The following is a 13,709-nucleotide window of genomic DNA, read 5'->3' as shown; positions in this document are numbered from 1 at the left end:
CCGGGTGAGCGCTCCTTACAGGCGGCCCGCCTCCACGATCCGTCGCAGGAAGCGTCGTGTGCGCTCCTGCTGCGGATCGCCGAAGATCTCCTCGGCGGTTCCGCGCTCCAGCACCACCCCACCGTCCAGAAAACAGACCTGGTCGGCGACGTCACGCGCGAAGCCCATCTCGTGCGTGGCGAGGACCATGGTCATGCCCTCGTCCTTCAGATCCCGGACGACGGTGAGGACCTCGCCCACGAGTTCCGGATCCAGCGCGGCGGTGATCTCGTCGAGGAGCAGCAGCCGGGGCCGTACGGCCAACGCGCGGACGATCGCGACGCGTTGCTGCTGACCGCCGCTCAGCCGGTCCGGGTACGCGCCCGCCTTCACGCCGAGCCCGAGCCGGTCGAGCAGCTCGCGCGCCCGCTCCTCCGCCTCCGCGCGTCCCACCCCGTGCACCCGGCGAGGGGCGAGGGTGATGTTGTCCAGAACGGTCATGTGCGGGAAGAGGTTGTACGACTGGAAGACCACGCCGATACGGCGCCGGACCGCGTCCTGGTCGACGCGCGGATCGGTGATCTCCTCGCCGTCCAGCCATATCGCCCCGTCGTCGATGTCCTCCAGGAGGTTCGCGCAGCGCAGCAGCGTCGACTTGCCGGACCCGGAAGCTCCGATCAACGCCGTCACGGTGTGCGGGGCGACCTCCAGATCGACGCCCCGCAGGACGACCGACCCGCCGAAGGTCTTGCGGACGGACTCCATCCGCAGTACGGGGGCGGTGGACACCTCGGGTGCCTCGGGCACGGCGTCGCTCATAGCGTCCCTCCTTGGGCCCGCTGCCGGTCCATCCGGGCCGTGACCCAGTCGGTGAGACGGGTCATCGGGATGGTCAGGGCGACGAAGACCAGGCCCGCGACGATGTACGGCGTGTAGTTGAGGCTGCGGCCCACGATGATGTCCGCCGCGCGTACGGCGTCGATCGCGCCGCCGATCGAGACCAGACCGGTGTCCTTCTGCAGTGACACCAGGTCGTTGAGGAGCGGCGGCACCTGACGGCGGACCGCCTGGGGGAGCACGACGTGCCGCAGCGCCTGCCGGTTGTTGAGGCCCAGCGAGCGTGCCGCGGCGCGCTGCGAGGGGTGCACGGACTCGATGCCGGCGCGGAACACCTCGGCGACGTACGCGGAGTACGTCAGCGTCAGCGCGGTGCCGCCGAGCAGCACCGGGTCGACGGTCACCCCCTGGAGCCTGAGCGCCGGGACGCCCAGGACCACGATCATCAGGTTGATGATCAGTGGCAGCCCGCGGAAGAAGTCCGTGTACGCGGCGGCCAGCGCCCGCAGCGGGAAGAAGACGGGGCCGCGCAGGGTCCGCGCGACGGCGATCAGCATGCCGAGGACGAGCACGGCGACGCCGCACACCAGCAGCAGCCGGACGTTGAGCCAGAGCCCTTCGAGGACCTTGGGGAACGCCTCGCGCGCGTACTCCGCGCTGAAGAACGTCTCCTTGGTGCGCGGCCAGCCGGGCGCGTTGACGACGACGAGATAGAGGACGACAGCTGTGACCAGGGTCGACAGGGCGGCGATGGCGGTGGCACGGCGGGCCCGGGCGCGCTTGTAGCGCTCCCGGCCGAGGCGCCGCTGGGAGGGGACGTATCCGTCGTCCGCGCGGGGCGCGTCTCCGCTGTCGTCGGCGCCCTCCGGGCCCGACTGCTCCTTCACGACCGTCACTTGAGTACCGGGGCGTCGACGGCGTCGGAGAGCCACTCCTGCTCGATCTTCGCCAGCGTGCCGTCCTCGCGCAGGGCGTCCACGGCGGCCGTCACACAGGACGTCAGGGCGCTGCCCTTGTCGAGGACGAGACCGAACTGCTCCGGCGTACCGCCCTGGTTCTCGAACTGCCCGACGATCTTCGCGTCCGTCACCTCGGCCGAGGTGATGTAGAAGGCGGTCGGCAGGTCGACGACGATCGCGTCGATCTGGCCGTTCTTGAGCGCGGACTTGGCCTGGTCGTTCTTCGCGTACGCGGCGGCGTCCTGGCTCGGCTGCACCACGTCGTTGATGTAGTTCAGGCTCGTGGTGCCGACCTGGGCGCCCAGGTGCAGGCCCTTGAGGTCCGCGATGCTCGTCGCCTTCGCGGCCTTGGAGTCCTTCAGCGCGATGAGGGCCTGGCGCACGTCGTAGTAGCCCGACGAGAAGTCCACGGCCTTCTTGCGCTCGTCGCTGATCGACACCTGGTTGATGTCGAAGTCGAAGGTTTTCGCACCCGGCGCGAAGGCCTTGTTGAAGGGCACGGTCTGCCAGACGACGTCCGCCTTGTCGTAGCCGAGCTCCTTGGCCACGGCGTACGCGACCGCCGACTCGAAGCCCTCGCCGTTCCTGGGGTCGTCGTCCTTGAACCACGGCTCGTACGCCGGGGAGTCGGTGGCTATCGTCAGCTTCCCGGTGGCCTCCGTGCTCAACTGGCCCTTGGCGCAGGACGCCCCGGACGCGGAGTCGGAGGCAGAGCCGGAAGCAGCCTCCTCCGGCTGCGGAGCGCAGCCCACCGCGATGGTGGCGAGCAGGGCGACGGTAGTGGCGGACGCGGCACGGCGCGGACGACGTGGGGCTCGGAGGGCAAGAGGCATGGCGTGAGATTGACAGCGCGACATCCCGTTTGTCGAGGTCACGTCGACAACTGTCCGCATATTGGGAACGTGTGTTGCAATTTTGTGAACGCTCGGCAGGAGGCCCGGAGAACGCTTGCGGCAGCAAGTGCGGAGAGCGCTCGCGGTGGAACGCGGGCGGGGCCGCCGGCCGAGGGCGGGGATCGGGAGGCCGGCGGCCCATCCACACAGGAGCCGTCATCCCGTGCGGACCTGCCACCAGTGGACTACGCCAGGGCGCACGCCGGGAGCGCGCGCGTGACACCGGCGCGTGTGTTCGATTCACACGGGGTGCGTGCGGGAGTGCCCGCGCGCCCTCCCGTACGCCCTCCCGCAGGTCTCACCAATTGACCTACGGCACGGGGGAGTTCACCAGCCCCGCGCGTGCCATTCCGGCAGCTGCGGGCGCTCCGCGCCGAGCGTCGTGTCGTTGCCGTGGCCCGGGTAGACCCACGTCTCGTCGGGGAGCACGTCGAAGATCTTCGTCTCCACGTCGTGGATCAGACTGGCGAACGCCTTCGGATCCTTACGGGTGTTGCCCACATCGCCCGGGAAGCCCTAGGGTCCTCTCTTCTGAACACTAGGACGCTCCCGCGCCGCACCCTCGTCTTCCTGTACGCGCGGATCTCCGAGGACCCGCGCGACCGTCGACGGGGAGTCAACCGGCAGATGAGCGACCTGCGGACGTTCTCCGAGGAGAACGGCTGGGAGGTCGGCGGCGAGTACGTCGAGAACGATGTGAGCGCGCACTCGGGTGAGGAACGCCCCGAGTACGACCGGCTTATGGCCGACGCCATCGAAGCCGCCCGGGAACCGGGCGTTCGGGTCATCGTGGCCGGCTACCACCCGTCTCGCCTGTGGCGGCGCCGTGTCGAGCGCGCGCAGGCGATCGAGGACTTGCGGCACGCGGGGTGCTGGGTGGCGTTCGAGTCGGGTGGCCTGTTCAACATGGCGAAGGCGTCGGACCGGTCGCAGCTTGCGAACCTCGGAGAGTCCGACACCGCCGAGTCCGAGGTGAAGAGTGAGCGGGTGGCCCGGGCCGCCCTCGAACGCGCCCAGGAGGGCCGAGCGAACGGCGCCGTGGCCTACGGGTGGCGGCGTCAGTACGAGTGCGACGCCCGGGGGCAGATCAGCGGGTTCCATGACGTCGAGGACCCGGTACAGGCCGGGGTTGTCCGGGAGATCGTCACCCGCCTGCTGGCCGGAGGAAGTCTCCTCGGCATCACGGCTGACCTGAACGAGCGTGGTGTGCCGTCGCCCGGTGCCGGGATGCAGCTCAAGCGGCGGGCTGTCGGGCAGAACGCGGACGGGTCGCTGTGGAACAAGACCAGCGTGAAGAAGCTCGCGCTGCGGCCGGCGAACGTGGGGCTCCGCGTGCACCAGGGCGTGGAGTACAAGGCGGCATGGCCGGCGCTCATCACGGACGAGCAGTACGCACAGCTGCGGAACCTCTTCGCGGAGCGGGCCGTGGTGCGGGAGCTGCCGGGGGCGCGGAAGCACCTGCTGACGTGGGGCGAGGTCGCCACGTGCGGGCCGTGCGGGTCGGTGCTCCGGGTTGCGCTGAAGGGGAACGCGTCCCGGGGCAGGAAGCAGCCGACGTACGTCTGCGACGCGAGCGGCTGTGTCGGCCGGAATGAGGAAGCGCTCGACCGGTACGTGGGGCGGGTGGTTGGGGGGGTGCTGTCGCGGCCCGAGGCGGCCGAGGTCTTCCGCGGTGACGACTCGGCGGCCCTGGCGGCCCTTGAACGGGCAGAGGGGTTGAAGGCGCGCCAGGAGGCGGCGGCGGACGACTACGCGGACGGGATCATTACCCGTGAGCAGTTGCGGCGCATCACGGCGAAGCTGGCGAAGCAGATCACGGACGCGCAGAACGAGGCGCGCCGGTTGCGGCCGGCCTTCGACCTCGACGCTTTCGACGGCCTTGTGGGGCCTCGGTCGGCGGAGACGTGGGAAGCGCTCGAGGTGCCGCAGCAGCGGCGGGTCCTGGACGGCCTGGGCCTGCGGTTGAGGGTGCATCCGGTGGCGCGGCGCGGCCCCGGGTTTGACCAGAGCACCATTGAGCTCCACTGGGCGCGGACGGGCGACTGAGCACGCGGATGCCGTGCGGGCCCGGCACGATCATTCGGACCCTGTTGGCGAATTGGCCGGACCCGCCGGAACGAGTCTGCGCTGAGAGGTGAAGCCGCACGGCAGTGGTCGAGTCGGAAGGTTCCGCGAATTCGCCAAGAGCGTCCGGGGTCGGTCGGGCCCCCGGCCGTACCTCACGGCGTGATGTTCAGAGCTTCCTTGGCTTGCCTCCGGAACTTGGCGATCAGTAACTCGTAGAAGTTGATCTCTGCGCGCAGGAGATCCACCTCGGTTGGCGAGGGACTCTCCGGGTGGTCGGGGTCGATCTGCTCCTTCGCTTCCCTGGCGAACAGTTCGAGGCCAGCGCTCAGACGGTGCGCCGAGTCATTGATCTCGCTCGCCCTGTCGGCGATGTCGGACGGACCCTCGAAGGCGACGCGTTCGTACGCGACAGCCAGACCATGCAGCCGCTTGGGCGCCCTCTTGTAGAAGCCCTCACCCAGATCGTCAACCGGGGGGACGTCCCCCACCCATGTCCCGTCGAACATGTCGGCCTGGGGATTACGAGCCATAGCGACGCCGGCAGCGGTCACATTGCGGTTCTCGGACCGAAAAGCCTCTTCGGTCAGGGGGGCGAACGCCCGTGCGGCATCGAGGAAGCCGAGGTACGCGTCCTTGCGGCGGTCGTGGACCCAGTTGTCCCGCAGGGACTTGGCCTGGTGGCGCTGGCCCCTCATGGCGACATAAAGCGCGCCGGAGAACGCGATGCACGCGGCGATGACGGCCCCGGTTGCGGTAATGAAAGGTGCTTCCACAGTCTTCCCCCTTGGTGTTCTGGACAGTGACATCGTCGCCAGAACCCCGCGAACCACAACACGAGTTGAGCAAGTTCAGAGCCCAGCGCCCGCCGGGTGACCCGCGAGCGCGCAGGCCCGGGCCGGAATTCGGACGCTGTTGGTGAATTGCCCGGACTTGCCGGAACGAGTCTGCGCTGAGCGGTGAAGCCGCACGGCAGTGATCGAACGGGACGGTTCCGGAGATTCTCGCCAACAGCGTCGATCATTCGCTGCCAAACCCTCTGAGAACCATGGGAATCACGACGAACCTCTGCAGGTGAAACGCAGTCCTCTTCTCGGCGGTGATCGTCACCATGCGAGCCGGGTCAGAAGGCTGGGAGCTCCGAGCCCGGGGCAACGAACAAGGTCACGGGGGCGGTATCGGATTCCCGCTGACCCGCACCGTCGAACCGTCGGCGGGAAGGCGTCATTCGTTCGTCTCTCCATCATCTCCGCTCAGATGAGCTGCACGTGCACGTTCCCATGTCTGCCGTACCCGTTGGGCCTGACGGTTCACTCGCCGCCCCTCCCACCAGCGGGGAGGAGCTCCGCGTTGGTAGGAACGCCTGATGACCTCGTCAAGCATTCGGCCCAGTTTTCCGGCCTCGTCGACGAACGCCGAACCCCCGTCGGCCCGGTCACCGACATAGTGGTTGATCCAGTCAGGCACGCGAGCCATGGTGCGCAACCCTTCATCCAGGCCCCACAGCTGATAGCGCACCCGTGGACGCACGGTCTTCACAGTCCTGGTCACCGCATTGGCCTTGTCCAGCCAGTTGCGCCGCCGTTGCGCTCCTCCGTCGGTCGTCGCAATAACATTCAGCTCGTGGGCCACCGCTATGGCTTGGGTTATCGCACTCGCCAGTTCGTTCAGATCGCGTGCCAGTAATTCACGGTGCGCCACACGCATCTCGGCCCGTCGACCGAACATCGCTGTCATGTACAGATTGACCACGGAGACAAGTGCAGCGATCAATGCGGCGATCAGCGTTACGGCGTTGCTCGACATCGACATCCCCCAAGACATAGGCAGGGAACAGTGTTCTGAACAACTACCTTCTGTCGTACGCCATTTCGCCTCAACACGCCGAGTAGAGCACTTACACACGACGAGGCCTGAGAGGATGTTTAGAGGTGGATTGCGGTGTTAAGTCGTCCTTGCGGTCAACAGCCTTCGGGGCGATTCGCACCCTACATGCGCCTTCACGGCCTTCCAGGGGGCGACCTGTGCGCCCGCTTGATCCGCTTCTCGGTACTGGATTCCGTCTGGTTTAGCAATGGGGTGCAAGCTCCCTCCCTGTAGGGAGCTTGCAGGCATTTCGGGCTGTGCGCATTGGCAATGAAAATGACAAAACGGATCGAAATGCCCATTACGAATCAACATCAAACGCCCACTGATGCCAGCCCATCCGGCGTAGCCGGTCCGCGAGGCGCTGTCGTGCCTCAGCCCCGTCTGCTCCGGTTCGTCGGGGCAGATGCTTCACCGGGCCGTGTTGTGCCGTTCGGACTCGGTGGCCTGGAAGCGGTAGGACTCGGTGCCGGTCTGGATGAGTGTGACCGCCGCCGAAACGCGGGCCCGCGCCGCCGAAGCCGAGGCCCGCGAGGAGGCCGCGAAGACCGCCAGGGAACAGGCCCTCGTGGACCGCGCCGAAGCCCGAGGCCCGCGCCTCCGAAATGGCGCTGACCGCCGCCGAAACGCGCCGCCGCGACCGACTCGGTTTCGGCGGTCGCGGCGCGCTCCGCGGCGACCAGCTCGGCCCGCGCGCGCGTCTCGGCCTGGCCTGGGGATGGACTGCGGAGTGGTGGGAGGTTCCGCTGCCTGCCAGGTGAACCTCGCCCAGCAGACCGCAGCCCATGGAACAGTCCCCCCGACTCTGGCGGTCACTGCTGCCGGCGTCGGTGACGGAGTTCTGGAGGCCACCGTCCGTGGGGCATGCCCCTCCCCGAGCGCGGACGGGCCTGAACGCGCGACTGTCCCCGCTTCGGTTTCGAAACGGGGACGAGCACCCTCGCATGGTTACCAGCCTCGTGTGCGCCACTCCGCGAGGTGGGGCCGCTCCGTGCCGATGGTGGTGTCGTTGCCGTGGCCGGGGTAGACCCAGGTCTCATCGGGCAGGACGCCGAATACCTTGGTCTCCAGGCCGTCCATCAGGGAGTTGAACTCTTCCGAACGTGTTGTCCGCCCAGGCCCCCCGGGGAAGAGGCAGTCCCCGGTGAACACATGGGGATGCCCGTGCGGGTCGTCGTAGACCAGGGCGATCGAACCCGGCGTGTGTCCCACGAGATGGCGCGCGGTGAGCTCCACGCGCCCCACCCGGATCGTGTCCCCGTCGTCGACGAGTACGTCGGTCGCCACCGGGATGCCCTCGGCATCGTCCCGGCCGGCGTACGTACGGGCGCCCGTGGCCGCCACCACCTCGGCGAGCGCCTGCCAGTGGTCGCCGTGCTGATGCGTGGTGACGACGGACGCGATCCCGTCGTCACCGATCAGCGTGAGCAGCGTGCCGGCGTCGTTCGCCGCGTCGATCAGCAGCTGCTCGTCGGTGGCCCGGCAGCGCAGCAGATAGGCGTTGTTGTCCATCGGGCCGACCGCGACCTTGGAGATCATCAGGTCCCGCAGCTCGTGCACATCCGCAGGGCCGCCGACCTTCACTGCTCCGCTGTACGTCATGGCTCTCAGCCTATAGCGGGGGCAGAGCCGGGAGTGTGCCTCCGTCGACCTGTAGGGCCGAGCCGTCGCGGCGGCCGGCGAGCCAACCCAGCAGATCGGCCCGGCTGCCGCTGACCGTGAGGTGATGGCCGCTTTCGAGCTGTTCCGGGGGGACGGACCCGATGGCTCCGGTAGGGATCAGTCGCCCGTCGTCCTGCTTGATCACCAGCGTGGGCACACCCGGGTGGTTGCGGAACCGCTCGGTCAGGAAGTTGATCTCGCGCTGCGCGAACTCCTCCGGCAAATCCTCCAGCTCGTACCCGATCCCCAGATCCACATGATGGATCTCCACCTCGATCCAGCGCCGGAACGGCACCCGGGACGCCGAGTCCGTGACGCCGTTGCGCAGCTCGACCGTGCGCGACCAGTCCGCTGGGACGGACGCGGCGTCCTGGAAGCGGTTCGCGCTCTGACGTACGTCGGCGAGCTGCGCCTCCAGGGGGCGTGGCGCGTCGCGCTCGATGTCGGTGTCCCGGGCCTCCTCGGAGACGTACATGGGGCGCCCTTCGAGGACGTTCACGAGGGCGTCCGCGTTGCGGGCGAGATGGGCGAGGACATGGCCGCGGGTCCAGCCGGGCAGCCGTGACGGCTCGGCGACGGCGGCGTTGTCCAGCTTGGCGGCTGCGGTGAGGAGCCGGTCGGTCGCTTCGCGTACAGAGGCCAGGTCACGTGCGTGATCCATCATGACGCCGACCCTAACCCCGCCACTCCATCGGGTGAAGGTGGCGGACCGCGGCCCAAAATCGAATGCGCGTGCTATATGGTCAAGTCCTGCGTCGGGCATGCTGGAAGGCCCGGGATTGTTGTGGAACGGGGAAACAGGACCGGCGCTGTCAGTGGCTCCCCCTAGTCTGTGAAGGACCGGGGGCTCCGCTCCTGCTCACTTCACTCAAGAAAGGTGCGGACCGGCGTGGCCGACCGTCTCATCGTCCGTGGCGCGCGCGAGCACAACCTGAAGAACGTCTCGCTCGACCTGCCGCGTGACTCGCTCATCGTCTTCACGGGCCTGTCGGGGTCGGGCAAGTCCTCGCTGGCCTTCGACACCATCTTCGCCGAAGGGCAGCGCCGCTACGTCGAGTCGCTCTCCTCCTACGCCCGCCAGTTCCTCGGGCAGATGGACAAGCCGGACGTCGACTTCATCGAGGGTCTGTCCCCGGCGGTCTCCATCGACCAGAAGTCGACCTCGCGCAACCCGCGCTCCACGGTCGGCACGATCACCGAGGTCTACGACTACCTGCGGCTGCTCTTCGCGCGCATCGGCAAGCCGCACTGTCCCGAGTGCGCCCGCCCGATCTCGCGCCAGTCGCCGCAGGCCATCGTCGACCGAGTGCTGGAGCTGCCGCAGGGCAGCCGCTTCCAGGTGCTCTCCCCGCTGGTGCGCGAGCGCAAGGGCGAGTTCGTCGACCTCTTCGCCGACCTCCAGACCAAGGGTTACAGCCGCGCGCGGGTCGACGGCGAGACCGTCCAGCTTTCCGACCCGCCCACCCTGAAGAAGCAGGAGAAGCACACCATCGAGGTGGTCGTCGACCGCCTCACGGTGAAGGACTCCGCCAAGCGACGCCTCACCGACTCCGTGGAGACCGCCCTCGGCCTCTCCGGCGGCATGGTCGTGCTCGACTTCGTCGACCTCCCCGAGGACGACCCCGAGCGCGAGCGCATGTTCTCGGAGCACCTGTACTGCCCGTACGACGACCTGTCCTTCGAGGAGCTGGAACCCCGCTCCTTCTCGTTCAACTCGCCCTTCGGTGCCTGCCCCGAGTGCACGGGCATCGGTACGCGCATGGAGGTCGACCCCGAGCTGATCGTCCCGGACGAGGACAAGTCGCTCGACGAGGGCGCCATCCACCCCTGGTCGCACGGACACACCAAGGACTACTTCGGCCGCCTCATCGGCGCCCTGGCCGACGCGCTGGGATTCCGGACCGACATCCCCTTCGCCGGTCTCCCGCAGCGGGCGAAGAAGGCCCTCCTCCACGGTCACAAGACGCAGATCGAGGTCCGCTACCGCAACCGGTACGGGCGTGAGCGCGTGTACACCACGGCCTTCGAGGGCGCCGTCCCCTTCGTGAAGCGGCGGCACAGCGAGGCCGAGAGCGACGCCAGCCGCGAGCGCTTCGAGGGCTATATGCGCGAGGTGCCCTGCCCCACCTGCCAGGGCACGCGTCTGAAGCCGATCGTCCTCGCGGTCACGATCATGGAGAAGTCGATCGCCGAGGTCTCCGCCATGTCCATCAGTGACTGCGCGGACTTCCTGGGCGAGCTGAAGCTGGGCGCCCGCGACAAGAAGATCGCCGAGCGCGTACTGAAGGAGGTCAACGAGCGGCTGCGGTTCCTCGTCGACGTAGGCCTGGACTACCTCTCGCTCAACCGCGCGGCCGGCACGCTCTCCGGTGGCGAGGCCCAGCGCATCCGCCTGGCCACCCAGATCGGCTCCGGCCTCGTCGGCGTCCTGTACGTGCTGGACGAGCCCTCCATCGGTCTGCACCAGCGTGACAACCACCGGCTCATCGAGACCCTGGTCCGGCTGCGCGACATGGGCAACACGCTCATCGTCGTCGAGCACGACGAGGACACCATCAAGACCGCCGACTGGGTCGTGGACATCGGCCCCGGCGCCGGCGAGCACGGCGGCAAGGTCGTGCACAGCGGCTCCCTGAAGGAACTGCTGAGCAACGCCGAGTCGCAGACCGGGCAGTACCTGTCGGGCAAGAAGGCCATCCCGCTGCCGGACATCCGCCGCCCCCTCGACCCGACCCGGCAGCTCACCGTGCACGGCGCCCGGGAGAACAACCTCCAGGACATCGACGTCTCCTTCCCGCTCGGCGTCTTCACCGCCGTCACGGGGGTGTCCGGCTCCGGCAAGTCGACGCTGGTCAACGACATCCTGTACACCCACCTCGCCCGCGAGCTGAACGGCGCGAGGAACGTACCGGGGCGGCACACGCGCGTGGACGGCGACGACCTCGTCGACAAGGTCGTCCACGTCGACCAGTCGCCCATCGGCCGCACCCCCCGGTCCAACCCGGCGACGTACACGGGCGTCTTCGACCACGTCCGCAAGCTGTTCGCCGAGACCACCGAGGCGAAGGTCCGCGGCTATCTGCCCGGCCGTTTCTCCTTCAACGTCAAGGGCGGCCGCTGCGAGAACTGCGCGGGCGACGGCACCATCAAGATCGAGATGAACTTCCTCCCGGACGTCTACGTCCCGTGCGAGGTCTGCCACGGCGCCCGGTACAACCGGGAGACCCTGGAGGTCCACTACAAGGGCAAGTCCATCGCCGATGTGCTGAACATGCCGATCGAGGAGGCCACGGACTTCTTCGAGGCCGTCCCCGCGATCGCCCGCCACCTCAACACGCTGAAGGACGTCGGTCTCGGCTACGTCCGCCTCGGCCAGTCCGCGACCACCCTGTCCGGCGGTGAGGCACAGCGCGTCAAGCTCGCCAGCGAGCTGCAGCGCCGGTCCACCGGGCGCACGGTCTACGTCCTGGACGAGCCGACGACCGGTCTGCACTTCGAGGACATCAGCAAGCTCCTCAAGGTGCTCTCCGGCCTCGTGGACAAGGGCAACACGGTCATCGTCATCGAGCACAACCTCGATGTCATCAAGACCGCCGACTGGGTCGTCGACATGGGCCCCGAGGGCGGCGCCGGCGGCGGCCTCGTCATCGCCGAGGGCACCCCCGAGCAGGTCGCCGGGGTCCCGGCCAGCCACACCGGCAAGTTCCTGCGCGAGATCCTCGGCGCCGAGCGCATCAGCGACGCGGCCCCGATGAATCCCTCGAGCAAGGCCTCGGCCGGCAAGACGGTCGCCGCCAGGTCGACGGCCAAGAAGACGGCGACGGCCCGCACGACGAAGGCCGTCAACAACACGGCGACCAAGAAGGCGGCCACGGCCACGAAGAAGACGGCCCCCGCCAAGAAGACGACCACGCGGGCCCGCAAGGCCTGAGAGCGGATCGGTGACAACGGGCACAGCGGGCCGTAGAGCAACAGGCCCCGCCAAGTCCCGAGAAGGTACGGAAAATGCGGCGCCCCGCGGCAACTCCCCGCGGGGCGCCGCGCGTTCCCTCATCAGCCGCCCTGGTCCTGCGGTGACCGCCCATCTGTCATCCGCGGCACGATGCCCCGCTGCACGCTCCGAACGTCGCCGCCCTTGCCGACGAGTTGACGGTCACGGCGGGAGCCGCGTTCACCGAGCGGCTGAACGCCGTACCGGCCATGTCCCTCCGCAACGGGACCGAACTCGTCGAACATCCGCAGACGGGGCGGTTGCGCCTGTCGTACGAGACGCTCGCCCTGCCGGACGACGGCCGGCGCCCTCATGGCCCATCTGCCGGCCGACGAGACCACCGCCACGGCCCCGGACCGCCTCAACGGCCGCAAGCCGGGCGCCCTACGGGCGGTCAGCGGCTGACAGGCCGCCCTGCCGGCCGGGGGTTCGCCTGCGGGAACGCGGCCTAGATCTCGCCCACCTCCGAGGCGTACGGCGGTTCCGCGCCCGCTCGGGAGCAGGTGATCGCGGCGGCGCGGGCGGCGAAGCGCAGGAGGCGGGTCCAGTCGGCCGGGGTCAGAGCGGCGAGGGCGGTCGGGGAGAGGGCGTTACGGGTGGAGAGGCCGTGGAGGAGGGCCGCGTTCACCGTGTCGCCGGCGCCGATGGTGTCCACGACGTCGATCTTCTCGCCCGGTACGGAGTGTTCCGCGCCGTCGCGGGTGTAGGCGGTCAGGCCGTCTCCGCCGTGGGTGATCACCACGGCCGAGGGGCCGGAGGACAGCCACTGGCTCGGGGTGCCGCCCAGCCACTCCGCGTCCTCCTCGGAGAGCTTGAGCAACGACACCGACGGCAGCCAGCTCTTGAACCGGGCCCGGTAGGCGTCCGCGTCGGGGATCAACCCCGGCCGGATGTTCGGGTCGAGGGCGGTGAACACGCCCTGGGCGGCGGTGCGGTGCATCAGCTCCTCGTAGGCGCTCGCGCCCGGTTCCAGGACGAGAGAGCAGGTGCCGAACGACACGGCCCGGGTGCCGTCGGGGAGCCGGTCGGGGGCCTCGAACAGCCGGTCGGCGCTGCCCTCGACGTAGAAGGAGTAGCGGGCCGAGCCGCCCTCGCCGATCGAGGCCAGGGCGAGGGTCGTCGGCTCCGGACCGCGCTGCACGGACGCCACCTCGACGTCCGCCTCGCGCAACGCGTCCAGCAGGGCCTCGCCGTAGACGTCGTACGACACCCGGGAGCAGAAGGCGGTGGGGGAGCCGAGGCGGCCGAGCGCGATCGCGGTGTTGTACGGGCCGCCACCGCGGGCCGGCCGCAGGTCCACCAGCGCGCCCGTGCCCCGGGGGACCAGATCGATCAGGGCTTCACCGGCGACGACGATCACGGCACGGATCCTTTCTCGGGTATCTCGGCCGGAAGGTATCCCAGACGCTTGTTGCACCGCGAGGGCCGGCCTCCCGGGAAGCGGCCGCCCTGTTCCCT

At 68.9% G+C, this 13,709-nt stretch carries 10 protein-coding genes and 2 pseudogenes; 3 read left to right on the top strand and 9 right to left on the bottom strand.

The annotated features are described in order from the left end of the window. Positions 1–15 precede the first annotated feature (15 nt). The 4 genes and pseudogenes from CES90_RS01630 to CES90_RS01615 all read right to left on the bottom strand — a co-directional run. Positions 16–798: an amino acid ABC transporter ATP-binding protein gene (locus CES90_RS01630; RefSeq protein ID WP_189781849.1), complete on the bottom strand. Its 783-nt coding sequence runs from the start codon at positions 796–798 to the stop codon at positions 16–18. Then, complete coding sequence (locus CES90_RS01625; RefSeq protein WP_189781850.1) at positions 795–1,712, bottom strand: amino acid ABC transporter permease; 918 nt, start codon at positions 1,710–1,712, stop codon at positions 795–797. Before CES90_RS01625 ends, CES90_RS01630 begins: the two co-directional genes overlap by 4 nt. Then, the gene (locus CES90_RS01620; RefSeq protein WP_189781851.1) at positions 1,709–2,608 is read right to left on the bottom strand and encodes an ABC transporter substrate-binding protein; all 900 of its coding nucleotides are present in this window, start codon (positions 2,606–2,608) and stop codon (positions 1,709–1,711) included. Before CES90_RS01620 ends, CES90_RS01625 begins: the two co-directional genes overlap by 4 nt. A 387-nt stretch (positions 2,609–2,995) precedes the next feature. After that, positions 2,996–3,181, bottom strand: a pseudogene (locus CES90_RS01615) (MBL fold metallo-hydrolase); the annotation flags it as partial. Here CES90_RS01615 and CES90_RS01610 point away from each other — a divergent pair. Beyond that, the gene (locus CES90_RS01610; protein ID WP_189781853.1) at positions 3,122–4,714 is read left to right on the top strand and encodes a recombinase family protein; all 1,593 of its coding nucleotides are present in this window, start codon (positions 3,122–3,124) and stop codon (positions 4,712–4,714) included. The pseudogene CES90_RS01615 and the gene CES90_RS01610 overlap by 60 nt on opposite strands. A gap of 173 nt (positions 4,715–4,887) precedes the next feature. Here CES90_RS01610 and CES90_RS01605 read toward each other — a convergent pair whose 3' ends face one another. From CES90_RS01605 to CES90_RS01590, 4 genes are all read right to left on the bottom strand, one after another. After that, entirely contained in the window at positions 4,888–5,508 is a 621-nt protein-coding gene (locus tag CES90_RS01605) for a hypothetical protein (RefSeq protein ID WP_189781854.1), read from the bottom strand. Positions 5,509–5,956: 448 nt separating this feature from the next. Next, positions 5,957–6,538 (bottom strand): hypothetical protein, encoded by a 582-nt coding sequence (locus CES90_RS01600; RefSeq protein WP_189781855.1) that lies wholly within the window; start codon positions 6,536–6,538, stop codon positions 5,957–5,959. A gap of 1,008 nt (positions 6,539–7,546) precedes the next feature. Further along, positions 7,547–8,200 (bottom strand): MBL fold metallo-hydrolase, encoded by a 654-nt coding sequence (locus CES90_RS01595; protein ID WP_189781856.1) that lies wholly within the window; start codon positions 8,198–8,200, stop codon positions 7,547–7,549. A 10-nt stretch (positions 8,201–8,210) separates the two neighbouring features. Then, positions 8,211–8,924, bottom strand: coding sequence for a maleylpyruvate isomerase family mycothiol-dependent enzyme (locus tag CES90_RS01590; RefSeq protein WP_189781857.1), 714 nt, complete (start codon positions 8,922–8,924; stop codon positions 8,211–8,213). A 225-nt stretch (positions 8,925–9,149) separates the two neighbouring features. Here CES90_RS01590 and uvrA point away from each other — a divergent pair, with 225 nt between their 5' ends. Further along, positions 9,150–12,191, top strand: a complete 3,042-nt coding sequence (gene uvrA, locus CES90_RS01585) for an excinuclease ABC subunit UvrA (protein WP_189781858.1) — start codon at positions 9,150–9,152, stop codon at positions 12,189–12,191. A gap of 215 nt (positions 12,192–12,406) precedes the next feature. Further along, positions 12,407–12,496, top strand: a pseudogene (locus CES90_RS49205) (transcriptional regulator); the annotation flags it as partial. A 203-nt stretch (positions 12,497–12,699) separates the two neighbouring features. Here the strand turns inward: CES90_RS49205 and CES90_RS01575 are convergent. Continuing rightward, positions 12,700–13,611, bottom strand: a complete 912-nt coding sequence (locus CES90_RS01575; protein ID WP_189781859.1) for a carbohydrate kinase family protein — start codon at positions 13,609–13,611, stop codon at positions 12,700–12,702. Positions 13,612–13,709: the final 98 nt, after the last annotated feature.

Source organism: Streptomyces capitiformicae (assembly GCF_002214185.1).
Taxonomy (GTDB): domain Bacteria; phylum Actinomycetota; class Actinomycetes; order Streptomycetales; family Streptomycetaceae; genus Streptomyces; species Streptomyces capitiformicae.
The sequence above is the reverse complement of the archived record's forward strand: the minus strand, read 5'-3'. Positions and strand labels throughout refer to the sequence as shown.

What these genes read in the sequence shown, in the direction of transcription:
- CES90_RS01600 (WP_189781855.1), bottom strand. Translation starts at nt 6,538, where the DNA reads ATGTCGAGCAACGCCGTAACGCTGATCGCCGCATTGATCGCTGCACTT.
- CES90_RS01595 (WP_189781856.1), bottom strand. Translation starts at nt 8,200, where the DNA reads ATGACGTACAGCGGAGCAGTGAAGGTCGGCGGCCCTGCGGATGTGCAC.
- CES90_RS01630 (WP_189781849.1), bottom strand. Translation starts at nt 798, where the DNA reads ATGAGCGACGCCGTGCCCGAGGCACCCGAGGTGTCCACCGCCCCCGTA.
- CES90_RS01590 (WP_189781857.1), bottom strand. Translation starts at nt 8,924, where the DNA reads ATGATGGATCACGCACGTGACCTGGCCTCTGTACGCGAAGCGACCGAC.
- CES90_RS01620 (WP_189781851.1), bottom strand. Translation starts at nt 2,608, where the DNA reads ATGCCTCTTGCCCTCCGAGCCCCACGTCGTCCGCGCCGTGCCGCGTCC.